This is a genomic window from Dyella sp. (assembly GCF_035277725.1).
In the GTDB taxonomy this organism is placed as follows: Bacteria; Pseudomonadota; Gammaproteobacteria; order Xanthomonadales; family Rhodanobacteraceae; genus Dyella_B.
Genome location: NZ_DATEJY010000104.1, coordinates 18,221 through 40,457, shown reverse-complemented (window position 1 = coordinate 40,457; position 22,237 = coordinate 18,221). Strand labels below are relative to the sequence as shown.

The window sequence follows — 22,237 nt, the reverse complement described above, 5'->3', positions numbered from 1 at the left end:
CCTATGTCAGAGGCCGTAACGCACGGTCAAATACCAGGTGCGGCCCAGCTCGTTGTAGTAGTAGACCGTTTCATAGTTGTGATCGAACACATTCGCCAGCTTGGCCTCCACCTGCCAATCCGGTGCGAAGCGGTAGCTGGCACGCAGGTCGGTGGTGGCGTAGCCGCCCATGCGTTCGGTGTTGGCGATGTCGTCGTAGCGCTTGCTGGATGCAAAGAACGTGGCGCCCAGGTTGAACCGGCCCAGCTTGCGATCGACGTCGACGCGCGCCGTGCGCTGTGCACGCCGCTGCAGCAGGTTGCCGTTGTTGGGGCCGCCGTCGTTGTTCTTCGGCTGCATCAGTGTGAGATAGCTCTGCACGCGCCAATCGTCCAGGTTGAAGCCGACCTGGCCTTCCAGGCCGCGGATGCGCGCGCGGCTCAGGTTTTGCGGCACGTAGTTCTGGTCCAGCACGATCAGGTTGTCGATGGTGGTCTGGTACGCGTTGACGCCCCAGTTCCAGTGCTGCATCTGCTGGGTCAGGCCAATTTCCGCGCTGCGCGAGGTTTCCGGCCGCAGATCCGGATTGGCCGTCGGGAAGCCGCCGAGCGGCGGAAAGTACAAATCATCAAACGTGGGCGCGTGGAAGGCGCTGCCGTAGCTCACCGACAGCACCGGGCCGTTTTCGAAGTGATAGCCCCACGCTGCCGAACCAGTGTTGTGGTTGCCGAACTGATCGTTGTGATCGTGGCGCGCTGCCAGCTGCACTTCGTTATGGCCGAAGGTGCCCTGGTACTGCGCAAACGTGCCGGTATCGCCGCGGGTGGTCTGTTGGAAGGCCGTGTCGCTGGCGACATGTTCTTGCTGGTAATCCACGCCCACGGTGAGCAACTGGTCGGTGGCCAGCGTGATGTCGTTCTGCCACGACGCCTGGTTGCGGCGCGAATTGAAATAACCTGTCGCCATGCGCGGGTAGTACTGGCTGAAATAAGTGCCTTGGTAATAGCTGGCGAGATCGTCACGGCTTTGGCCGGCGCTGAGCGTGACTTTCCAGATCGACAGTGGCGTAAAGCTCAGGCGCGCACCGGCGACGTATTGTTCTTCCAGGCTGTCGTTGCCGCTGTAGGGGCTGCCGGCGAATTCCGCGTTGCTTTTGCTGCGCAGCCAGTCGAAGGCGAGCTCCGTGCCGTTGTCCCAGCGATAGCCGACGTTGGCGAAGCCGTTCCAGTTGCGATACGCATCGTTGCGCGGATCGTCCACGTAGCAGGCAATGCCGCGCTCCGCCGCGCCCATGCGGCAATTGGGAATGCCGCCGGTGTAGGTGCCGCCGAGGCTGGCGTTGTACCAGAGATGCGCATCGCCGCCGGAAACGCCGGCCTGACCATTGACGTACCCATGGCTGCCGCTGGTAACGCTCACCGATGGCGAAATGCCGCTGTTCGGCTGGCCATGCCGGGTGAAAATCTGAATCACGCCACCGATCGCATCCGAGCCGTACAGGCTGGCGCGCGGGCCGCGCACGATCTCGATACGGTCGATCGCCTGCACCGGAATCTGCTCCAAGGCAGGCAAGCCGATGCTCACCGAGCCAATGCGCACGCCGTCGATCAGTACCAGCACGTGCGTGGCATTGGTGCCGCGCAGATACAACGAGGATTGCCCGCCGACACCGCCGGTTTGCGCGATCGACACACCGGGCAGGCCGGTCAGCACATCGACGATCGATACCGGCTGCAGGCGCTCGATGTCCTCGCGCGTGATCACAGTGACCGACGACAGCGCCTCGTTGGCGGTGATGGCGGTACGCGTGGCGGTCACGATCACCGGCGCCAGCGAGCCATTCTGGTCGCCGTTGGATTGGGCGTAAGCGGCCTGCGCGGCCAGTGACAGCAGCAAGGCGGCTGCAAGCGCGTTCTTCTTCGACACGATGGATGTTTCCCCTGCCGCACGTCCCCGCGCGGCTAAAGCATGAGTAAGCCGGCGTCGGATGGAACGTGGGAACGGAAGGCGGGCAGGCGCAGAACGCCACAGCGCGAACTCCGTGCCTCGCCCACCGCGAATGCCAGAACCTGTTCCAGGCCGGTCTCCGGACTTGCGAGTGGCATGTTTGTACATGCTTCGAACGATGCCTTCCCATGCTTACGCACAGTGGCGCGTGATCGCTCGACTTGCTCGCTTACCGTTGCGGGGGCAGTGCCGGCTTTGCTGCGCGAACAGCGCACCGGCTTCCCGTTTCATCCCCTTGGATTGATCCTTGGGGACACCTGGAACGCGCGAACTGTAGCCGGTGGCGATCAGCGAGGCAAACGGCTCGCCATGTGGATGGCGCGTTTGGCCCGAACTCCGCCTTGTCCTGGTCTTTTTGTCGCAAGCAACGGTATGTTTGAATGTTCGCGACGACATCCACGGAGGGGACAGCCCATGAACCGTTCTTTTGCACGTGTGGTATTCGCGCTATGCGCCGGGTGTACATGGTTGGCCGTTGCCATGGCCAAAGAAGGCGCGGCCGTCTATACCGGCACGCTGGGCACACAGCCGATCGTGATGGAAATCGATACGGATAAAGACGGTCATATCGATGGGCGCTATTTCTATACGAAATACCATCGCGACCTTCCGCTTGGCGGCAGCATGCAGAATCCGAATGGCATGCATATGTCCGAGGGGCAGGATGATGACGCATCAAAGCTCCCGCAAATCGACCTGACGCGAGCGGCCAGCGGCAACTGGTCGGGAACGTGGCGCAGTCCGAAGGGCAAAACCCTTGCGCTCGCTTTACAGCCTGCCAAGTTGCCGGCACCTGCGGTCGGTTCGGATGGCTATCTGCAAAAACTCTATGCCAGCGATCTTTACGAATATCTGCGTTTAAGCGGTCTTACCTTGCAAAAGGATCGCAAAGAAACCTTCATGGGCCACACCTTGCAATGGTGGGTCGAGCCGCAATCGAAGATCGCCTTGTTTGAAATTCTGGACGGCTATCCGGATGCGCAGCGCCAGAAGATCAACGATGCGTTGCGCGCTCGCCAATGGTCTGAGGTGAGTGCTTTCCATGCGTGCATGCTGGGCAACAGCCGATTAGGCGGAGGGGATTACGAACAAACCGTCACGCCGCAGCTGTTGTCGCCCAACGCGATCAGCATCAGCGTTTTCACAAGCTACTACTGCGGCGGCGCGCATCCCGATTTTGGCGATGCGCCAATCAATCTGGATGCTCATACTGCACAAGTGCTCACCCTTGAGGACGTGCTTTGGGTGGGCAAGGGCAAGCCGTTTCATTACATCGAAGACACCGGGAACGACGGTTCCGCGTCCGACGGCCAAGCCAACGCGGTGAGCTTCGATGAGTATTCGAAGTATCGCAGCACCTACTTGGCGCCGTGGTTGGCGCAGCAGCTGACCGCCTTGTATCCCACGAACATCAAGGATGACGATTGCGACTACGGCGACCCCTCTGTGTGGGACTTCCCTTCGTGGCATCTCACGCCTAAGGGCATTTCGTTTACGCCGTCGTTTGCACGAGCAATGCGCGTATGCGAGGCCAATGACGATTGGTCGCTGCTACCCTACAGCATCGTGAACCAGCATCCGGGCGGGCGGCATATGACGCTGCCCTGATCCAAACGCAGCGTGGATCAATCCGTCTGCAATTCCGCCACGAAATCGTAAATATCCCCGCGATACCACGAAGTGGTGAACTCCACCACGCGGCCATCGTCGAGAAAACCACGCCGCTCGATATGCAAGCCTGCGCTGCCCGCACTCACGTGCAGCAAACGCGCCTGCCGCGCCGCCAGCAACACCGCGCGCAAACGCTGCAGGGCGCGCACCGGGCGGCAGTCGTATTTCTCCAGCGCCTCGTACAGCGAATCGTGCACTTCATGCGGATCCGGCAGCACGCTGGCCGGCACCACGCTGCGTTCGATCGCCAGCGGTTCGTCCTCCGCATAGCGCACGCGATGCAGGCGCGCCACCAGCACGCCGGGCGAAAGGTTGAGCGCCATCGATTCTTCCGGCGTCACCTCGCCCACGCTGCGCTCGAAGAATTCGGAACGCGGATGCAGGCCGCGTGCGCGCAGGTCTTCGGTGAAACTGGTGAGGCGCGACATCGGCTTGATGATGCGTTCGGCCACGAAGGTGCCGGCACCGTGACGTTGGGTGAGCAGACCTTCTTCAACCAGACCTGAAATCGCCTTGCGCACCGTCACGCGCGACAAACCCAGGGCCTGCGATAAATCGCGTTCGCTAGGCAGGGTCTGGCCAGGCTCGATGTCGCGATGCTGGATCACGTTGCGAATGGCCCGCCGCAGCCGCAGGTAAGCCAGCGGCTGGTGGGTGGTGGTATCGCGGCTCAGCCGCCGGTATTCCTCGGCCAGGGCATTCTGCATAGTTGCAAACCATACCAATGCGTAACCACTGCGACAACTGGTCTTTGCATCGCAAATCCTCCGGCTCGGCCGCCGCCGGGACGGCTCGGCCGTGCTGGCAGTGACGCCGATTTTTACGATTTTCAATGTGCGGCTTACGATTCCCGCCGTTATGAAAAGAATGCATACGTTTGCACTGCACAAGGGACTGGTATTGCCTGGTATAGCATTGGTACCATCGGGCTTTCCCCGGCGGTCGCACTGTCGCGGCTGCCCGCATTTGAAGAGGTGAGTTGTGACTGCACCTGCGCTACCGGTCGAGCTGTTCGATCTGGTGATTTTCGGCGGTACTGGCGACCTGGCCGTCCGCAAATTGCTCCCTGCCCTTTTCCACCGCTTTGTCGACGGCCAGATCCAGCCCGGCAGCCGCATCGTCGGCGTCGCCCGCGAGGGTCTGGACGACGACGGCTACCGCAACCAGGTTCGTGGTGCGCTCAACGGCGCCGCTTCCAAGCAGGCCGACAAGGTCGATGCCTTCCTCAAGCTGGTGCACTACCGCCCGCTCGATGCCCGCAAGGATGCCGGCTGGGATGATTTCGCCAAGCTGATGGGCGAATGTCCGGACCACGTGCGCGTGTTTTACCTCTCCACCTCGCCCGATCTGTTTGTGGACATCTGCCAGCGCCTGGGCGGCTACGGCCTCAACCAGGGCCAGTCGCGCGTGGTGCTGGAAAAGCCGATCGGCAAAAATCTGGCGAGCGCCAACCGCATCAACGATGACGTCGGCCGCGTGTTCGACGAATCACAGACCTACCGCATCGACCACTACCTCGGCAAGGAAACCGTGCAGAACTTGCTGGCACTGCGCTTCGGCAATGCGCTGTTCGAGCCGCTGTGGAACGCCGGCCACATCGATCACGTGCAGATCACCGTGGCCGAAACGCTGGGCGTAGAGCGCCGGGGTCCGTATTACGACACCGCCGGCGCGCTGCGTGACATGGTGCAGAACCATTTGCTGCAGCTGTTGTGCATGGTGGCGATGGAGCCGCCGTCCTCGCTGTCGCCGGATGCGGTGCGCGATGAAAAACTGAAAGTGCTGCACGCGCTCAAGCCGATCAACGACACCAATGCCTCCCAGCTCACCGTGCGCGGCCAGTACCGCGCCGGCGTCGGCGAAGGCAAGAGCGTGCCGGGCTATATCGAAGACTTGAACAGCAGCAGCAAGTCGAAGGTCGATCACTCCAACACCGAAACCTTCGTCGCGCTCAAGGCGGAAATCGCCAACTGGCGCTGGGCCGGCGTGCCGTTCTACTTGCGCACGGGCAAGCGCCTGGCCGAGCGCGTGTCGGAAATCGTGGTGGCGTTCAAGCCGGTGCCGCATTCCATTTTCACCTCCTCGGCCGGACCGCTCGCGCAGAACCGCCTGGTGCTGCGCCTGCAGCCGGATGAAGGCGTCAAGCTGTGGCTCACCATCAAGCATCCTGGCCCCGGCGGTTTGCGTCTGCGTCACGTACCGCTGGACATGAGCTTTGTCGAAGCCTTCGGCGTGCAGCAGCCTGATGCGTACGAGCGTCTTTTGCTCGACGTGGTGCGTGGCAATCCCACCTTGTTCATGCGCCGCGATGAAGTGGAAGCCGCATGGAACTGGGCCGACCCGATCCTGGCGGCGTGGGCGGCGAGTGGCGAATCGCCGCGTCCGTACACCTCCGGCACCTGGGGTCCGAGCGCTGCGGTCGCCTTGATCGAACGCGACGGCCGCACCTGGGACGAGGATTTCGAGCAGTGAGCGAGCAACATCTGCACGCGTTCGACGATGCGCAGGCGCTGGCCACGGCGTTGTCGGCCAGCATCGCCGGCAGGCTGCGCGAAGCGATCGACGCACGCGGCGAAGCGGTGATCGCCGTCTCCGGCGGCAGCACGCCCAAGCGCCTGTTCGAAGCGTTGTCGAACGAAGCACTGGATTGGTCGCGCGTCACCGTCACCTTGGTGGACGAACGCTGGGTGCCCGACACCGACGAACGTTCCAACGCGCGCCTGGTGGAATCGCTATTGCTGCAGCGGAAAGCGGCGGATGCCGAATTCGTGCCGTTGTACGTGGAAGCTGCCACGCCGGAAGCAGGCATCGGCGAGGTGCGTGCAACCGTGGCTGGCTTGAAGCAACCGTTCGACGTGATCGTGCTGGGCATGGGGCCGGATGGGCACACCGCTTCGTTCTTCCCTGGCGGCGATCGCTTGAGCGAAGCGCTCGATACGTCGAACGCCGCCCTGGTGCTGCCGATGCGCGCACCGGGCGCGGGCGAGCCGCGCATCACCTTCACCTTGCCGGTGTTGCTGAAGGCGCGGACGCTGTATCTGCACATTCAAGGCAGCGACAAGCGCGAGGTGCTGGCGGAGGCTGAAAAGCCGGGCAGCAGGCTGCCGATCGCCAGTGTTCTGGATGCCAAGCGGCCGTTGGAAATCTATTGGTGTCCGTAGGTTGGGGTGCGAACCCCAACATCGCCATGCCTGCACACACCACGACGTTGGGGTTCGCACCCCAACCTACGTTAGAGCGCCGAACCCGTTCGGCCGGAGCATGAAATGAGTTTGCACCCCGTCGTTGCCCAAGTTACCGAACGCCTGCGCGAACGCAGCCGCGACTCACGCGCTGCTTATCTCGAACGCATCAATAACGCCGTCATCGACGGCCCGCACCGCGCGCGACTTTCCTGCGGCAACCTCGCCCATGGCTTTGCGGCCTGCAACACGCACGACAAGGCCGCCTTGCGCGAAGGCCACACGCCGAACCTCGCCATCGTCACTGCCTACAACGACATGCTCTCTGCGCATCAGCCGTATGAGCGCTATCCAGAATTCATCCGCGAAGTCGCGCGCCAGTCCGGCGTTACCGCGCAGGTGGCCGGTGGCGTGCCGGCGATGTGCGATGGCGTCACGCAAGGGCGTGCCGGCATGGAGCTGTCGCTGTTCTCGCGCGATCTCATCGCCATGACCACCGCCATCGCGCTCTCGCACGACATGTTCGACGGCGCGCTGTACTTGGGCATCTGCGACAAGATCGTGCCCGGTCTGTTGATCGGTGCGCTGAGCTTCGGCCATCTGCCCGGCGTGTTCGTGCCCAGCGGGCCGATGCCCAGCGGCATCAGCAACGAACAGAAATCGAAAGTGCGCCAGGCGTACACGGAAGGCAAAGCCAGCCGCGACGAACTGCTGGAAGCGGAAGCCGCCTCGTATCACGCGCCCGGCACCTGCACCTTCTACGGCACCGCCAATTCCAACCAGATGCTGATGGAGATCATGGGCCTGCATTTGCCGGGTTCCAGCTTCGTTGCGCCGGATACATTGCTGCGCGATGCGCTCACCGCCGAAGCGGTGCGTCGCTGCGCAGCGCTCGGCAAGGCCGGCGAACATCTGCCGATCGGCCATATCGTCGACGAGCGCGCCATCGTCAATGGCGTGATCGGCCTGCATGCGACGGGCGGTTCCACCAATCATCTGTTGCACTTGGTGGCGATCGCACAGGCGGCCGGTATTGCGTTGCGCTGGGAAGACTTCGACGCCCTGTCGTCGGTGGTGCCGCTGCTGGCGCGCGTGTATCCGAACGGCTATGCCGACGTGAATCATTTCCACGAAGCCGGCGGCATGGGTTTCCTGATCGATCAGCTGCTGAGCGCCGGCCTGTTGCACGGCGATGCACGCACGATCATGGGCGCCGAGCTTTCCAGCTACGCGCAGGTGCCGGAACTGGACGAAGCCGGCAAGCTCAACTGGAAACCGGTATCGAAGGAAAGCGGCAATCGCGGTGTGTTGCGTGCGGTCGGCGAGCCGTTCCGCGCGGATGGCGGCTTGCGCATGCTCAACGGCAATCTTGGCCGTTCGGTGATCAAGGTGTCCTCGGTGCCGGACGATCGCCTGGTGATCGAAGCACCGGCCGTGGTATTCCACGACCAGGACGACATCAAGCACGCGTTCGACCGCGGCGAGCTCAACCGCGATTTCATCGCCGTGGTGCGTTTCCAGGGGCCGCGCGCGATCGGCATGCCGGAGCTGCACAAGCTCACGCCTACGCTCGCGGTATTGCAGGACCGTGGCCATCGCATTGCATTGGTGACGGATGGCCGCATGTCGGGTGCGAGCGGCCGCGTACCGGCCGCGATTCACGTGACGCCGGAAGCGGACGATGGCGGCCCGATCGCCCGCGTGCAGGACGGCGACATCCTTCGCCTGGATGCGGTCAACGGCAGGCTCGACGTGCTGGTCGATGCCGCCGAATTCGCCGCACGCACACCCGCGGTGGAAGATCTTTCCCGGCACCAGCACGGCATGGGGCGCGAACTGTTCGGCATTTTCCGCCGCAATGCGATGACTGCCGACCTTGGCGCGGGCGTGCTCTAACGTAGGTTGGGGTGCGAACCCCAACATCGTCATCCCTGTCGATACCACGACGTTGGGGTTCGCACCCCCACCTACCTATTCCGAATGACCATGAATATCGAAACCAAGCAACAACACGTCGAAACCACCATGCGCCTCGCCCCGGTCATTCCGGTGGTGATCATTGAGGACGCCAAGCACGCCGTGCCGATGGCGCGCGCACTGGTGGCCGGTGGCATTCCGGCAATCGAAGTGACGCTGCGCACGCCGGCTGCGCTCGATGCCATCCGCGCCATTGCCGCCGAAGTGGAAGGCGCCGTGGTCGGTGTCGGCACCGTGCTCACCGCCAACGATCTGCATGCGGCGGAAAAAGCTGGCGCGCGCTTCGCCGTGTCGCCCGGCATGTCGCCCAAGTTGCTGGCTGCCGCCGACGACAGCGCCCTGCCCTTGCTGCCCGGCATCGCCACCGCCAGCGAAGCGATGGCGCTGCTGGAGCGCGGCTATCGGCATTTGAAGTTTTTTCCCGCCGTTCCGGCGGGCGGCGCCAAGCTGCTCGGCGCGTGGGCGAGTCCGCTGCCGCAGATCCGCTTCTGTCCGACCGGCGGTATTTCCCTCGCCAGCGCGAAGGACTTTCTCTCGCTGCCCAACGTGTTGTGCGTGGGCGGTTCCTGGCTTACGCCCACCGACAAGCTCAAGGCGGGCGACTGGGCCGGTATCGAACAATTGGCGCGCGAAGCCGCTGCGTTGCACGGCTGATCCCCGCCACATCGTGGGATGAAATGTAGGTTGGGGTGCGAACCCCAACATCGCCATCTGCATGCATTCCGGAGGTTGGGGTTCGCGTTCCGCTCACCCCAACCTACGCAAGCGGCAGCGCATAACGCCGCGACGAACCTGCACCGGCGCAGACATGTCAAGCGCCACGTTCCAGGCCGAAGCCTTCGTCCAGCCAACCCGTGAGGCCGCCGATCATCTCTTTCACCGGCCGCCCCAGTTGCGCCAGCTTCACCGCCGCCTTGTTCGCGCCATTGCAATGCGGCCCGGCGCAATACACCACGAACACCGTATCGGCCGGATAGTCCGCCATACGCTGCTCACTGATCGTGCGCACCGGCATATTGATAGCACCGGGAACATGACCGGCGGCAAACAGTGTTGGCGTGCGCACGTCCAGCAATACGAAGTCTTTCGTTTCGTGCTGCGTCGCGTACCACACGTCGGCGCAATCGGTTTCAAAACCAAGCCGCGCTTCGAAATGCGCCAGTGCCAACGCACTGGCGGCGGCAGGAACGCGGGTGACAACCGTACTCATGGGCAGTGCTCCGTGGTGAAGATGCCCACAGTGTGGGCACTGGCGCCGTCGCCCGACATTGGCAAGAATGCCAGTCACCATGAAAAAACCGCCAAAGCGTTCCGCGCTCGGAAAAGGGCCAGCCAACCCTCGTGTCGTGGCTCTGGTCTACGACGGCTTGTGCACGTTCGAATACGGCATCGCGGTGGAAATGTTCGGCCTTGCGCGGCCGGAATTCGATCGCTGGTACAGCTTTGCCTCGTGCGCCATAGAACGCGGGCCGCTGCGCGCCGCCGGTGGTTTGCGAGTGCAGGCGGATGGCGGACTGGAGCTACTGTCACAGGCCGGCACGATCGTCGTGCCAGGTTGGCGCAGCGTGGATGCCGCGCCGCCAACGGCACTTCTTGAAGCACTGCGAACCGCGCACAAGCGTGGTGCACGATTGCTGTCCTTCTGCTCCGGCGTGTTCGTGCTGGCCGCTACCGGACTGTTGGACGGCCAAACGGCTACCACGCACTGGCGTTACGCCGACGCCTTGGCGGCGCGCTATCCGCGCATCCGCATCGAACCGGACGTATTGTATGTCGATGAAGGCAGCGTGCTTACCTCGGCAGGCAGCGCTGCCGCCATCGATCTTTCGCTGCATTTGATCCGCCGCGACTACGGCCCGCGCATCGCCAATCAGGTGGCACGCCGTGCCGTGGTGCCCACCCATCGCGACGGCGGGCAGGCGCAGTTCATTCCGGCGCCGCTACCTGAGCAGGGCGTGGCGCTGGGCAGGCTGCTGGAATGGATGCGCCGCCGCCTGGATCAACCATTGCCGCTGGCCGAACTGGCCGAACGCGCACGCATGAGCGAGCGAACATTCCTGCGCCGCTTCGAAGAGGCCACCGGCTGCTCGCCCAAGCAGTGGCTTACCCAGGAACGCCTGGCGCGTGCGCGCGAACTGCTGGAGGGCAGCCAGTGGCCGGTGGAACGGATCGCCGATGCCTGCGGCTACGGCAGTGCCGATACGCTGCGGCACCATTTCCGCCGTGTGCTGAAAGTGAGCCCGGCGCGTTATCGGGAGCGCTTCGCGCAGGTGGCACAGTGACTTTTGGCGTATGAAACTCGCCGTGATTGCTGCCTAAGCTGGGAATTCCTGCGCGAATGCGCCGTTTGAAGGATTCCCATGCGTAAGCTTCCGCTCGCTATTGCCCTGGCTGCGTTGCTGCTGGGTAATGCCGCTGCCGCCGACAAAAAAGACAAAACGCCGGACGAGCCAAAGCCGGAAGCGGCCTTGTTGCATCCACAAGCGTCCACCAGCGAAGGCAGCGTTTCCGTCGAAGGCAAACACATTGCCTACAAGGCTGTGGCCGGCACCATCGTGCTGCATGGCAAGGGCGACAAGGAAAACGAACCCACGGTCAGCATGTTCTACGCCGCCTACTTCAAGAAAGGCGATGACGCATCCGGGCGACCGATCACCTTCATCTACAACGGCGGTCCGGGCTCGGCAACGGTGTGGTTGCACATGGGCGCGTTCGGACCGCGCCGCGTCGTGACCAAGGACGATAGCCACACGCCAGCGGCGCCCTATCAGCTGGTTAACAATGACTACAGTCTGCTCGATGCGTCGGACCTCGTTTTCATCGACGCACCCGGCGACGGTTTCAGCCGCCTGGTCGCCAACGATCCGGATGCCTCCAAGCGCGCGGACCAGATGAAGGATCGCCGCAAGGAGATCTACAGCGTCGATGGCGATGGCCGCGCCTTTGCGCAGTTCATCGTGCAGTTCCTGTCGCGCTATGGACGCTGGAATTCGCCGAAGTACCTGTTCGGCGAAAGCTACGGCACCACGCGCTCGGCCGTGCTTGCCAACGATCTGGAAAACGAGAATAGCGTCGATCTCAATGGCGTGATCCTGCTTTCGCAGATCCTCAACTTCGACACCAGCATCGACGGTGCAGATCAAAACCCGGGCGTCGATCTGCCTTACGAATTGGGGCTGCCAACCTTTGCGGCTACCGCGTACTACCATCACAAGCTGCCGCAACAACCGGCTGCATTGGAGCCGTTCCTGCAAGAGGTGGAACAGTTCGCGCTCGGCGATTACACGCAGGCGCTGATGCAGGGTTCGCGCCTGGATGATGCGCGCAAGCAGGCGATTGCCGAGAAGCTGCATCAATACACCGGTCTTCCGGTGGCCTATCTGCTGAAGGCGGATCTGCGCGTCACCGGCGGCATGTTCGAGCATGAATTGCTGGCCGACAGTGCCGACACCGCCGGGCGCCTGGACTCGCGTTTTGCCGGTCCCTCGCTCGACCCGCTCAGCAAGGAAGCCGAATACGATCCGCAATCGTCCGCCATCAGCTCGGCTTACATCGCGGCGTTCAACGACTACGTACGCAAGGATCTGAAATTCGGCCAGGATCAGGTCTACCGCGAATTTGCCGACGTCAACGATTGGGATTTCAAGCACAACGGACACGATGGCGCGGTCAACGTCATGCCCGATCTGGCGAAGGCGATGAAGACCAATCCGGACTTGAAGGTGTTCCTCAACGGCGGCTATTACGATCTGGCGACGCCGTTCTATGCCGCCGATTACGAGATGCACCATATGCCGATCCAGCCGGCGCTGATGAACAACATCAGTTACGCGTGGTATCCATCGGGACACATGGTGTACGCGCACGAGGCGTCGTTGAAGTTGCTGCACGACAATGTGGCGCGGTTTATCGAGCAGTCCGACAACGTCAAGAAGCATTGAAAACCGTAGGCTGGGATGAAATCCCAGCATCCATAGGCAAGACGATGCTGGGATTTCATCCCAGCCTACGTTTCCTCACGCTACAACTTCATATTCGCTTTGCACCAATCCGCTGGCGTATGACCGCGTTGCAACGTGCCTGAGCCGGATATCCCGTTCAAGCGCACCAAACAACGGAATGCCCGAGCCGATCAGCACCGGCACGCGCGTCACGATAAACCGCTGGATCATTCCGGCGCGAAGAAATCCCTGAATCGTCACGCCACCATCTACGTAAATGTGACCGATCCCCTGGGCACTCAGCTTGGCGACGATGTCCTTCGGTTCTCCCTGCATGTGCTGGACGATCGACCCGGCCGGCGCCGGCGCAAGCTCGCGCGAACTCAAGACGACAACCGGCTTCGCGCCATAGGCCCAGCCACCGAAACCAAGCACGGTTTCGTACGTGTTGCGCCCAATCACCAGGGCATCCACGGTTCGCATGAATTCCTCATAGCCGTGCGGCTCGCCACCGTCTTCCGGCAAAAAATCCAGGCCGCCATCCAGCCTGGCCATGAACCCGTCAACGCTGATGCCGACAAACACCGATGCTTTCATCGCGACGCCTCCGGTGACGCCTCGCGGGCCGAAGCATCATCTTACGCTCGTTGCTGCACGGGTTTCGGGAACTCCGCTATGCTCGACGCCGTGCCTTAGAGACATGCCATGCGCGACCTTATCGACCGCTACATAGACGCCTACAACCGCATCGACATCGATGCCATGCTCGCTACCATGCACAGCGAGGTGATCTTCGAGAACTACACTGCCGGTGTGCTCAGCGTGCGTACCGTGGGTGTTCACGAGCTGCGTCATCTCGCGGAGAGCTCGCGGCAGTTGTTTTCGGCGCGACACCAGACCATTACAACTTATGCCGAAACAGCGGGTGTCGCCTACGCGCAGATCCACTTCCGAGGTACTTTCGCCGTCGACTTGCCCAATGGCATACGCGCGGGGCAAAGCATGGCTTTGGACGGGCGTAGCGAATACCGCGAGCGCGATGGCCTGCTGATCTATATCGCCGATTACAGCGATTGATTAGATGTCGTCGGTGTCGATGCGACGCAAACGGTTCGCCCTAATCCCAGCGATTGGCATTTTTTGGAAAACCAGGCCGCTGCACCCGCACCACGCAGAACCGCTGCCCGCTCGGTGCCTGCATCACCACCCAGCGTTCGAGGCGACTGACGATGCGGGCGCCGAGTTTTTCCAGGCGCCGCACTTCGGCCTCGATGTCGTCCGTTTCAATGTCGATGTGCACGCGGCTTTCGTGGTCGACGCGCTGGAGTTGCACGATGGGTTCGTCGGGTGGTGTTTCCAGCATGCGGTAGTTGCCGTGGGTGCCTGGGTGCTCATAGTCGACCGGGCGACCCAATGCCTTGGCCCAGAACAGGGCGGCTTGGTCGATGTCAGCCACGTTGCAATCGATAAGCAGGGCGCAAAGTCTTGAATGATGCATGGTTGATCCGCTGAATTGAGATATCGAGTGTTTTTGCCAAGCCAGTCAGATTGAGCCGAAAATGGCACCTGATAACAATGCAGAAATAACCGTTACGACTCGACTATTGCAAGGCCATTTTCCTGGGCCCAGTCGCGTAGCGACTGGCGCGTAGCTTTGTCTTCGTAGTCATGCCAGTGCTCAAGCTGCCCCTTGCGATCCAGCAAGTCCTTGAATCGTCCATAAGCACCCTGTCTGCGGAAGAAGTGGTAGACCAACTCGCATGAATCGGGAAGATATTGCTCGGCAAAGCGAAAAACGAGGTCTCGCCCAAGATCAAGATCGTTCTTGTGTGGCACGGGTACGTAGCGATCGGAATCGCCGATGTCCTCCGGCAAATCTTCGTCCACGCCGAACTCGGCAATGCCGGACCAATACACTTTGCCCGTTTGCCGGGATACGTAGGCCTCAGGTTCCGAGCCCAAATTGCCGCCGCTTACCCATATGAACGCCTCAAGCAGGTCGTTGAAATTGACGGGTGCGTAGTCGGTCGTCATGGTTTGGTTGTACTCGTTAAGCGCGTTATTCGATAGAGTCCGTTATCATGCCGATCTTGACGATCCCTGGCATGGCCTCGTTAATCAGCATGTAGACGATTTGTGCCATGAGTGACGATCTCTGCGAGCATGGCCGACGTTTTGCGCGAACGAGTACGGCGTACTTTTCGCGGCCCTATTGTTGAGCGCGTTGTTATGTGCGTCCTTTCCAGCGGTGAGGATGACGAGTCCCGTGCATGACGGCAAAGACAACGATATCGACCCGCTCCACGACAAAATAAATACAAAAGGAAAATCGGCTCATTACCGCACGGTGTGCTTTTCTATGTACGCCTGGAAAGCTGAGCGGCTCCTCACCAATCCGGTCGAATAGGGCCTGGGCATCACCGAGAAATTCGTGACCGAGTCCGGCCCGTTGTTGTTCATGCCAAGAAGCCGCGTCGGCTAATCCCGATCCGCCTCATCCCTGAGCCGGACAATGTCCTTCATAATTTTTTGCGTATCTCGGCGACGACGTCGGCGGCCGGGCGACCGGAATTGCCATCAGCTTCGTAGGCGTCCAGGCGATGATCGAGCTCGGAACGTTGTTCCGAAGTAAGTGGAAGAGCTATCCCACAGGTCTTCGACGAGGCGGATGCGTTCGCTGACGGGAAGCTTGAAAAGATTGGCGTTCATGGGCTCACAGGATAAGCCGAAAGGTGCCTTGTTCCAATAGCGCACAACGCCCGAGTTGAGCCGACCAGTGAAGGCCATTCGTAGTAAGCGACGTGATGGAGTGTTCGACCTGTGTCGCCGAGTGAAACCAGATACTCACCGCAGTAAAGCATTGGCCTTAGTTGAACACCTTCGGGGCTGGTCAATGCGACTGATTGAGTATCCGCCATCAACGATGGGCGTATGCTACATCGCTAGTCCCATCCGGCTCTTGCCGCCGCAACAGCGCGTTGTACCACCGCCGCTGCTGCGCAAGATCGCCTTCCATCAACCACTGCGGCTTGTTGGCGACCAATGCGGCGACCGGCATGCCGTCTTCGTAAAGCACGCGCGTGCCAGCCAAGGCAGGCAGGCGATCGCCGGTGAGGACGGTGCCGACCAGGTTCAAAGGATCGCTGCCGCTGAGCGTGACGCGTACTTGTTCGGGTGGCCGCAAGCGGATGCTGCGCAAATGGGCGATTGCCTCGGGCAGTGCGAATTGTTCGCCGACCAATCCTTCCACGAAGCGGCCGCCGCGGATTTCGCCGCGGGCTTCGAGGCGGTGGTAGACGCGCAATAGTTCGCGCCACGAAGGCAGCCACGGGGCTTCGCGCTCGAGCAGCTTCCAGAAGATGACGCCGTAGCGGCGCAGCAACACGCGCGCGATGTGCTCGACCGGATCGTCCACGGCGGCGGGTGTTTCGCTGCGTGGTGACATGGTTGTGGGCAGCTTGCGCACCATCGACCAGCGGCCGGCATCCTCGATCTCGCTCAAGTTATGCCTGCGCACGCGGCGATGCCGCGACGATTCGCGCTTGGCGGCAGGTGTGAGCAGCGCGCGCAGGCCGGCAAAGCTGTCGGAGGTGACACGCCCGGCAGAAACCAGTTCGCCCAGTGCATCCTCCAGCTCGGTACGCAGCAAATGTGCAGCGTCGAGCAGTTCGTCGAAGAACAAGGCGCCGTGTGCGGTCAATGCATCAGCGACGGCTTGTGCACGCGACGACAGCAGCGGTTCCTGCTCCTGGTTGCCATCGGCCTGGGCTGTCCAGATTGGCAATTGCCGACGCGGCAGCAACACGATCGGCGTCGCGCGCACCGGGCCATTGCTGCCACCACCGCTGCGCAGGCGATTCCAGCCGACGCGGCCGGCGCGGCAAAGTTCATCCAGCCAGCGGCTGGAGTAATCCTCGATGCGCGACGCCAGCAACTCGCCTTCCCACGCGCCAGCCGCGGCTTCGAAGCCTTCCAATTGATGCAGTACGCCACTGAGCGCATCCGGACCGCTGAGCTTCGTGCCCGGTGTGGTGTGCTGCCATTCGAGCAGGAAGCGCATCAGGTCGCGGCGGCTGACCGGTTCGATTTCGCGGCGCAGGCGGCCGATGGTGTAACGGTGGATGCGCGCAAGCAGGTGGCGCTCGCACCATTCGGTGTCGTTGGCATCCGGCGAGAAGTGACCCTGCATCACGTAGCCTTCGGATTGCAGGCGGATCAGGGCGAGGTCGATGTCGGTGCTTTCCACCTGCATGGACGCAGCGAGAGCGGTGGCGGTGCTGGGACCCAGGCCAGTGAGGCGGCCGCGCGCGAGTTCCAGCAAAGCGTCTTCGCGGGTCCAGGTTTGCGCGGCGTATTCGGCGGGAGCGGTGATGGATGGATTGAGTGCGGTGTGTTCGTGCACGGCCTGCCACATGGGCAGTTTTTCGGCGCAGATCCAAATGTCGCGCGAAGCCGATCCTTCTTCTTGCCGTCGCGTGAGCTGCGTGGCGCGATGCACTTTGGCGAGCTTGTGCAGCCAATCGAGCCAACTTTCATTCGCGCAAGCTTCTTCTTCCGTGACGAACCCGAGCACATTCAACGCCTCGTGCATTTCATCCGCGCTGCGCACGTCCGGCCATGCTTCACTGCGCACCGCCGCAATCGCTTCCGGATCCAGCTTGGCCAGATCGTCCGTATCTTCGATGCCATTCCAATGACGCGTTTGCACCGCGCGCGTGCGGCGTTCCTCCAGCGGCGCATCGTCGAGAAACGCGTAAGGCGCGGCGTTGAGCACTTCGCTGGCGAGCGGGCTGGGGGCGGTGAGATCGCGCGCGACCACGGTGATCGCGCCCGATTCCATGTTCTTCAAAACATCCAGCAGTCCATCCACGTCCATCGCTTCGCGCAGGCAATCGTGCAAGGTCTGGTTCACCAGCGGATGATCGGGAATCTGCCGCTCGCCGACGATGTTTTCCAGGCAGGCAACCTGGTCGGGAAAGACGGTGGCGAGCAGGTCCTCGCTCTTCATGCGTTGCAAGGGCGCGGGCACTTTCTTGCCGCCGGCATAACGCGGCAGGGCAAGCGAGGTCACGGCATTCCAGCGCCAGCGCACCGGAAACAGCGGTGCATCGAGCAGGGCTTGGATCAGCACGTGTTCGGCGGTGTTGCTGTGCAGGTAACGCGCTACTTCGATCAGCGGAAAACTGTGGCTGGTGGAAAGCGACAGCACGATCGCGTTTTCGGTCGCGGCGGCCTGCAATTCGAAATTGAATTGCCGGCAAAAGCGTTTGCGCAAGGCCAGGCCCCACGCCTTGTTGATGCGGCTGCCCCATGGCGTGTGGATCACCAACTGGGTGCCGCCGGATTCGTCAAAGAAACGCTCGAACACCAGCGTGGATTGTGTCGGCATTACACCTAGCGCGGCCTTGGCCTTGGCAAGATATTCGACGATCTGCTGCGCGGCGGATTCGTTCAAGCCGAGAACGTCGCGCAACCAGTCAAACGCCGCTTGCACGCCACCGGCATCGATACGTGCAGCGATTTCTTCACGCAAACGCGATACGCCCACCGACAATTCGTTGCTGCGTCCCGGTGCCTCGCCCAACCAGAACGGGATGCTCGGCGGCGCGCCTTGCGCATCTTCCACGCGCAAGCGATCGCGCTCCACGCGAACGATGCGATAGCTGGTGTTGCCCAGCTGAAAGATATCGCCGGCCAGGCTTTCGACGGCAAAGTCTTCATTCACCGTGCCGACGATGGTCGCCTGCGGTTCCAGCACGACCAGGTAGTCGGCCGTGTCAGGAATGGTGCCCCCCGATGTGACGGCGGTGAGTCGCGCACCGCGCCGAGCACGCAATTCATGATGTACGGCGTCGCGATGGACATACGCCGCACGTGCACCGCGGCGCGTGCTGAAACCATCGGCGAGCATGCGCACCACCGCATTGAAGGTATCGCGTGGCAGGCTGCGGTACGGATATGCGCGACGCACCAGATCGAACAGCGCATCTTCGTCCCATTCCGCGCACGCTACTTCGGCCACGATCTGTTGCGCCAGTACGTCCAGCGGTTGCGGCGGCTGTACCAGGGTGTCGAGTTCGCCACGACGCACGCAATCGAGCATCGCCGCGCATTCGACCAGATCATCGCGGCTGGTCGGAAACAGACGCGCTTTCGGTGTGCCATTCACCGCGTGACCGGAACGGCCCGCGCGTTGCAGAAATGCCGCGATGGAGCGTGGCGATGAAAGCTGGCATACCAGGTCGACGTCACCGATATCGATACCGAGTTCCAGTGACGCGGTGGCGACCAACACTTTCAGTTCGCCGCGTTTAAGGCGTTGTTCGGCGTCCAGGCGCTGCTCTTTGGCCAGGCTGCCGTGATGGGCGGCGACAGCCTCATGGCCAAGGCGTTCGGACAGATGCCGCGACACGCGCTCGGCCATGCGCCGCGTGTTGACGAACACCAGCGTGGTGCGATGTTGCTCGACCAGTTGCGCGAGCTGGTTGTAGACCAGGTCCCAGGTGTCGTTGGACATCACCGCTTCCAGCTGCACCGGTGGCACTTCGATGGCGAGGTCGCGGGCGCGCGTGTGGCCGACGTCGATGATGGTGCAGTTCGTTTCTCTTTCGCCTGAGGACTCCTGCTCCCTCTCCCCTTCGGGGAGAAGGTTGGGGTGAGCGGCGGCTCTTGCGAAAAGGTCGGTAGTAAAGGGCTGTGGCTCTTTTTCAGCTTCCGGCGAGGTTCGCCCCTCACCCCAGCCCTCTCCCCGCAGGGGAGAGGGAGCAAAACCAGTCCCCTCCCCTACGAGAAACCGAGCTACGTCCTCGATCGGCTTCTGCGTCGCCGACAGACCAATCCGCTGCAACGGCCGCTGGCACAGGGCTTCCAGCCGCTCCAGCGTCAACGCCAGATGCGCGCCACGCTTGCTTGTCGCCACCGCATGGATTTCGTCCACGATCACGCTACGCACGCTTTTCAGCATCTCGCGGCCGGATAGCGAACCCATCAGCACGTACAAGGATTCCGGTGTGGTGACCAGGATGTGCGGCGGCGCCTTGCGCATCAGATTGCGCTCGGCTTGCGGCGTGTCGCCGGTGCGCACGGCGGTGCGGATGGGCGCATCGGGCAGACCGAGTTTTTCCAGCTCGATGCCGATGCCTTCCAGCGGCGCTTCCAGATTGATGTGGATGTCGTTCGACAGCGCCTTCAACGGCGACACGTACACCACGCGTGTTTCGTCCGGCAGCGTGCCGCCGCGGGCCACGCTCTCCTGCACCAGCTGGTCGATGGCGGCAAGAAAGGCGGTCAGCGTTTTACCCGAACCGGTGGGCGCGGCAACCAGCGTGTGGCGCCCTGCCCTGATCTGCGGCCACGCTTGGGCCTGCGCGGACGTTGGCGCCGGGAACGTATTGCCGAACCAGGCGGCAACCGCGGGATGGAAGTTCTGCAGAGGCATCGTAGGTAACCCGTGGTCGCACGGGCTCAAGGCTCGTCGATCATGACATAGGGGTGATTCGCCGGCGTAAAAGCATGCTCGCTGCCCCCTGTCGCAAAGGATGAGACGCGCTAGGCCATCGCACGCTGCCCGAAGTACCGCGCCGGCGAGTGGCCGAAACAGCGGCGGAACATCGCGATGAAGGCACTCGTGCTCGCATAGCCCAACCCATCGGCGACCGTGGCGACCGGCAGGCCTTCGGCCAATTGCTCCAGACCCTTGGTGAGCCGCGCCTGCTGGCGCCACTGCGCGAAGCTCAACGCTGTTTCGGCACGGAACAGGCGGCTGAGCGTGCGCGCGGAAAGGCCGGCCCAGGCGGCCCATTCTTCCAGGCTGCGATTGTCGTGGGGTTGCTCCAGCACGGCATGCGCGATGCGCAGCAGGCGGCGGTCGATCGGCATCGGCAGATGCAGCGGCTCGAGCGGCGCCGCGCGAATTTCTTCGAGCAGCACGCCCATCACGCGTTCCTGCCGCTCGGTCAGCTCCGGATTCCAGGTCCAGGAACTGGCGCGATGCACCAGCTCGCGCATCAGCGGATTCACGCCGATCACCCCGGGCCGTTCGGGCAGGCAATGCGCGACGTCCGGATGCAGAAACACGCCCCAGCCGGTCAACGGCCCGTTGATGCTGACCTTGTGCAGCTCGCCCGGCGGCATCCAGCCGGCGCGATGCGGCGGCAACAGCCAGGAACCGTGCGCGGTGTGCATATGCACCAGCCCGCTTTCCACGCAGAAGAACTGCCCGCGCGCATGGCTGTGCCAGTCGTATTGCTTGGTTTCCTGGGTGTATTCGCTGAAGGCTTCGCCGTCGTCCCAATAGGCGATGAGGGCCGGGCCATCCAGCCGCTCGATCAGTTCGTAAAGCTCCTGCTTGGTCCGCTGCATGGCCGAATCTCGACATTATTTGACCAAATAACGTTATCAGCTTGTCATCGGCTTTGCCTAAGCTTCCTCCACTGACTGGCCGATGGTGCCGGTCCACCCACGCCGCTGCCGCCGCTCGCGGCTATCCGATCCAACCCAGGGGGCTGTGCCATGACTGCGCCAGGCGCGCAGGCCCCTGGTTGGGCGCGCGCAAATGTCTGTCACGGCACGCCTCGTTCGTCCGTCTATTGAGCGATCCGCGCTGCACTGAGAAGGAAAGGTCATGTCCCCGCTTCAACTGGTTTCCCTGAAATCCGAGGTTTCGCGGTCTCCGCTGGAGACGTTCGTTGCCTGTGCACACCAGATGCTGGACCCCGCCACACCCGAGGCCGTGCGCCGGGCGATGGAGCCGCGCCTGCTGGCGCAGTTGCCCGCATTGCGCGCGCTGGGCGTCTTCCAGCTGTTCGAACTGCGCGATCCGGCCCTCAAGGCCTGGCTGGATGACGAGCTGGCCGAACTCGTGAAGTAATCCATTTCTGTCAATTTGCCAAAACAAAAGGTGCCCAAAACATATTTGCCTTGACAAATATTCTGGAGGCAATAGAATACGCGGCCATGAACACCGGACCGCTCGTTACTCCCACCAGCCAGGAAAGCCTTGGCCTGCTGATCAACCTGGTTCGCGTCGAACTGGTGCGCAGCATGGAGGCGGAAATCGCCGCCAAAGGCATGGACCTTCGCTACATCCAGTTCGTGATGCTCAAGCGGCTGGCCATGCTCGGGCCGATGACGGCCACCGAGCTGGCCCGTTCGGTCGAGCTGGATGGTGGCGCCATGACGCGCCAGCTCGACCAGCTGGAGGGCAGGGGTTATCTGCGCCGCCGGCCGCACGCACAGGACCGGCGCGCGCTGCGCATCGAACTGACCGAGGCCGGCAACGCGCTGTGGCAGCAACTGACCAGTTGCAATGACCGTGTCCTGGAAGCGGCGCAACACTCCTTGAGCGACGTCGAGCGCGAGCGCCTGCATGACTACCTGGGCCGCGTGCTGCACGCCTTGCGCGACAAGAACCGAAGTTAGCCATGGACGACCTGTAGCGAGCGGGCCGGGATGGCAATCCCGGCTTCCACCAACTCCACC

19 protein-coding genes and 1 riboswitch are annotated in these 22,237 nt (G+C 62.4%); of the genes, 10 read left to right on the top strand and 9 right to left on the bottom strand.

What is annotated here, in order from left to right:
- Positions 1 to 6: 6 nt before the first annotated feature.
- A complete protein-coding gene (locus tag VJR68_RS09460) occupies positions 7 to 1,905 on the bottom strand; it encodes a TonB-dependent receptor domain-containing protein (protein WP_324147423.1) in 1,899 nt (632 codons plus the stop codon).
- A 134-nt stretch (positions 1,906 to 2,039) separates the two neighbouring features.
- Positions 2,040 to 2,262: riboswitch (cobalamin riboswitch) on the bottom strand.
- Between the two features lie 138 nt (positions 2,263 to 2,400).
- Here VJR68_RS09460 and VJR68_RS09455 point away from each other — a divergent pair.
- Positions 2,401 to 3,594: a hypothetical protein gene (locus VJR68_RS09455; RefSeq protein WP_324147422.1), complete on the top strand. Its 1,194-nt coding sequence runs from the start codon at positions 2,401 to 2,403 to the stop codon at positions 3,592 to 3,594.
- A gap of 17 nt (positions 3,595 to 3,611) precedes the next feature.
- Here the strand turns inward: VJR68_RS09455 and VJR68_RS09450 are convergent, their stop codons facing one another.
- A complete protein-coding gene (locus tag VJR68_RS09450; protein ID WP_324147421.1) occupies positions 3,612 to 4,364 on the bottom strand; it encodes a GntR family transcriptional regulator in 753 nt (250 codons plus the stop codon).
- A gap of 274 nt (positions 4,365 to 4,638) precedes the next feature.
- Here VJR68_RS09450 and zwf point away from each other — a divergent pair, with 274 nt between their 5' ends.
- From zwf to VJR68_RS09430, 4 genes are all read left to right on the top strand, one after another.
- Complete coding sequence (gene zwf / locus VJR68_RS09445; RefSeq protein WP_324147420.1) at positions 4,639 to 6,129, top strand: glucose-6-phosphate dehydrogenase; 1,491 nt, start codon at positions 4,639 to 4,641, stop codon at positions 6,127 to 6,129.
- Entirely contained in the window at positions 6,126 to 6,818 is a 693-nt protein-coding gene (gene pgl / locus VJR68_RS09440; RefSeq protein ID WP_324147419.1) for a 6-phosphogluconolactonase, read from the top strand. Before zwf ends, pgl begins: the two co-directional genes overlap by 4 nt.
- A 105-nt stretch (positions 6,819 to 6,923) precedes the next feature.
- The gene (gene edd / locus VJR68_RS09435) at positions 6,924 to 8,735 is read left to right on the top strand and encodes a phosphogluconate dehydratase (RefSeq protein ID WP_324147418.1); all 1,812 of its coding nucleotides are present in this window, start codon (positions 6,924 to 6,926) and stop codon (positions 8,733 to 8,735) included.
- Between the two features lie 84 nt (positions 8,736 to 8,819).
- Positions 8,820 to 9,470, top strand: a complete 651-nt coding sequence (locus VJR68_RS09430) for a bifunctional 4-hydroxy-2-oxoglutarate aldolase/2-dehydro-3-deoxy-phosphogluconate aldolase (protein WP_324147417.1) — start codon at positions 8,820 to 8,822, stop codon at positions 9,468 to 9,470.
- A 157-nt stretch (positions 9,471 to 9,627) separates the two neighbouring features.
- Here the strand turns inward: VJR68_RS09430 and VJR68_RS09425 are convergent, their stop codons facing one another.
- The gene (locus VJR68_RS09425; protein ID WP_324147416.1) at positions 9,628 to 10,026 is read right to left on the bottom strand and encodes a rhodanese-like domain-containing protein; all 399 of its coding nucleotides are present in this window, start codon (positions 10,024 to 10,026) and stop codon (positions 9,628 to 9,630) included.
- Positions 10,027 to 10,105: 79 nt separating this feature from the next.
- Here VJR68_RS09425 and ftrA point away from each other — a divergent pair, with 79 nt between their 5' ends.
- Together ftrA and VJR68_RS09415 are read left to right on the top strand one after the other, a co-directional pair.
- On the top strand, positions 10,106 to 11,098 hold the full coding sequence (gene ftrA / locus VJR68_RS09420) for a transcriptional regulator FtrA (protein ID WP_324147415.1): 993 nt from the start codon (positions 10,106 to 10,108) through the stop codon (positions 11,096 to 11,098).
- 78 nt (positions 11,099 to 11,176) lie between these two features.
- Entirely contained in the window at positions 11,177 to 12,757 is a 1,581-nt protein-coding gene (locus VJR68_RS09415; protein ID WP_324147414.1) for a S10 family peptidase, read from the top strand.
- A gap of 75 nt (positions 12,758 to 12,832) precedes the next feature.
- Here the strand turns inward: VJR68_RS09415 and VJR68_RS09410 are convergent, their stop codons facing one another.
- A complete protein-coding gene (locus VJR68_RS09410; protein WP_324147413.1) occupies positions 12,833 to 13,342 on the bottom strand; it encodes a dihydrofolate reductase family protein in 510 nt (169 codons plus the stop codon).
- 120 nt (positions 13,343 to 13,462) lie between these two features.
- On the opposite strand from VJR68_RS09410, the gene VJR68_RS09405 reads away from it, so the two are divergent.
- A complete protein-coding gene (locus tag VJR68_RS09405; RefSeq protein WP_324147412.1) occupies positions 13,463 to 13,834 on the top strand; it encodes a nuclear transport factor 2 family protein in 372 nt (123 codons plus the stop codon).
- A gap of 40 nt (positions 13,835 to 13,874) precedes the next feature.
- Here the strand turns inward: VJR68_RS09405 and VJR68_RS09400 are convergent, their stop codons facing one another.
- The 5 genes from VJR68_RS09400 to VJR68_RS09385 form a co-directional block, all read right to left on the bottom strand.
- Positions 13,875 to 14,255 (bottom strand): VOC family protein, encoded by a 381-nt coding sequence (locus VJR68_RS09400; RefSeq protein WP_324147411.1) that lies wholly within the window; start codon positions 14,253 to 14,255, stop codon positions 13,875 to 13,877.
- A gap of 92 nt (positions 14,256 to 14,347) precedes the next feature.
- Positions 14,348 to 14,791: a hypothetical protein gene (locus VJR68_RS09395; RefSeq protein ID WP_324147410.1), complete on the bottom strand. Its 444-nt coding sequence runs from the start codon at positions 14,789 to 14,791 to the stop codon at positions 14,348 to 14,350.
- 543 nt (positions 14,792 to 15,334) lie between these two features.
- The gene (locus VJR68_RS22050) at positions 15,335 to 15,466 is read right to left on the bottom strand and encodes an addiction module protein (protein ID WP_414647762.1); all 132 of its coding nucleotides are present in this window, start codon (positions 15,464 to 15,466) and stop codon (positions 15,335 to 15,337) included.
- Positions 15,467 to 15,674: 208 nt separating this feature from the next.
- Complete coding sequence (locus VJR68_RS09390) at positions 15,675 to 20,195, bottom strand: DEAD/DEAH box helicase (protein WP_324147409.1); 4,521 nt, start codon at positions 20,193 to 20,195, stop codon at positions 15,675 to 15,677.
- Positions 20,196 to 20,305: 110 nt separating this feature from the next.
- The gene (locus VJR68_RS09385) at positions 20,306 to 21,118 is read right to left on the bottom strand and encodes a helix-turn-helix transcriptional regulator (RefSeq protein WP_324147408.1); all 813 of its coding nucleotides are present in this window, start codon (positions 21,116 to 21,118) and stop codon (positions 20,306 to 20,308) included.
- A 262-nt stretch (positions 21,119 to 21,380) separates the two neighbouring features.
- Here VJR68_RS09385 and VJR68_RS09380 point away from each other — a divergent pair, with 262 nt between their 5' ends.
- A complete protein-coding gene (locus VJR68_RS09380; RefSeq protein WP_324147407.1) occupies positions 21,381 to 21,626 on the top strand; it encodes a hypothetical protein in 246 nt (81 codons plus the stop codon).
- Positions 21,627 to 21,712: 86 nt separating this feature from the next.
- Positions 21,713 to 22,177 (top strand): MarR family winged helix-turn-helix transcriptional regulator, encoded by a 465-nt coding sequence (locus VJR68_RS09375; RefSeq protein ID WP_414647761.1) that lies wholly within the window; start codon positions 21,713 to 21,715, stop codon positions 22,175 to 22,177.
- The last annotated feature ends 60 nt before the right edge of the window (positions 22,178 to 22,237 follow it).

Excerpts from the sequence above, each read along its gene's own strand:
- VJR68_RS09400 (WP_324147411.1), bottom strand. The coding sequence starts at position 14,255 with ATGCATCATTCAAGACTTTGCGCCCTGCTTATCGATTGCAACGTGGCT.
- VJR68_RS09395 (WP_324147410.1), bottom strand. The coding sequence starts at position 14,791 with ATGACGACCGACTACGCACCCGTCAATTTCAACGACCTGCTTGAGGCG.
- ftrA (WP_324147415.1), top strand. The coding sequence starts at position 10,106 with ATGAAAAAACCGCCAAAGCGTTCCGCGCTCGGAAAAGGGCCAGCCAAC.
- edd (WP_324147418.1), top strand. The coding sequence starts at position 6,924 with ATGAGTTTGCACCCCGTCGTTGCCCAAGTTACCGAACGCCTGCGCGAA.
- VJR68_RS22050 (WP_414647762.1), bottom strand. The coding sequence starts at position 15,466 with ATGAACGCCAATCTTTTCAAGCTTCCCGTCAGCGAACGCATCCGCCTC.
- VJR68_RS09375 (WP_414647761.1), top strand. The coding sequence starts at position 21,713 with ATGAACACCGGACCGCTCGTTACTCCCACCAGCCAGGAAAGCCTTGGC.
- VJR68_RS09385 (WP_324147408.1), bottom strand. The coding sequence starts at position 21,118 with ATGCAGCGGACCAAGCAGGAGCTTTACGAACTGATCGAGCGGCTGGAT.
- VJR68_RS09450 (WP_324147421.1), bottom strand. The coding sequence starts at position 4,364 with ATGCAGAATGCCCTGGCCGAGGAATACCGGCGGCTGAGCCGCGATACC.
- VJR68_RS09455 (WP_324147422.1), top strand. The coding sequence starts at position 2,401 with ATGAACCGTTCTTTTGCACGTGTGGTATTCGCGCTATGCGCCGGGTGT.
- VJR68_RS09405 (WP_324147412.1), top strand. The coding sequence starts at position 13,463 with ATGCGCGACCTTATCGACCGCTACATAGACGCCTACAACCGCATCGAC.
- VJR68_RS09390 (WP_324147409.1), bottom strand. The coding sequence starts at position 20,195 with ATGCCTCTGCAGAACTTCCATCCCGCGGTTGCCGCCTGGTTCGGCAAT.
- VJR68_RS09380 (WP_324147407.1), top strand. The coding sequence starts at position 21,381 with ATGTCCCCGCTTCAACTGGTTTCCCTGAAATCCGAGGTTTCGCGGTCT.
- VJR68_RS09425 (WP_324147416.1), bottom strand. The coding sequence starts at position 10,026 with ATGAGTACGGTTGTCACCCGCGTTCCTGCCGCCGCCAGTGCGTTGGCA.
- VJR68_RS09430 (WP_324147417.1), top strand. The coding sequence starts at position 8,820 with ATGACCATGAATATCGAAACCAAGCAACAACACGTCGAAACCACCATG.
- VJR68_RS09415 (WP_324147414.1), top strand. The coding sequence starts at position 11,177 with ATGCGTAAGCTTCCGCTCGCTATTGCCCTGGCTGCGTTGCTGCTGGGT.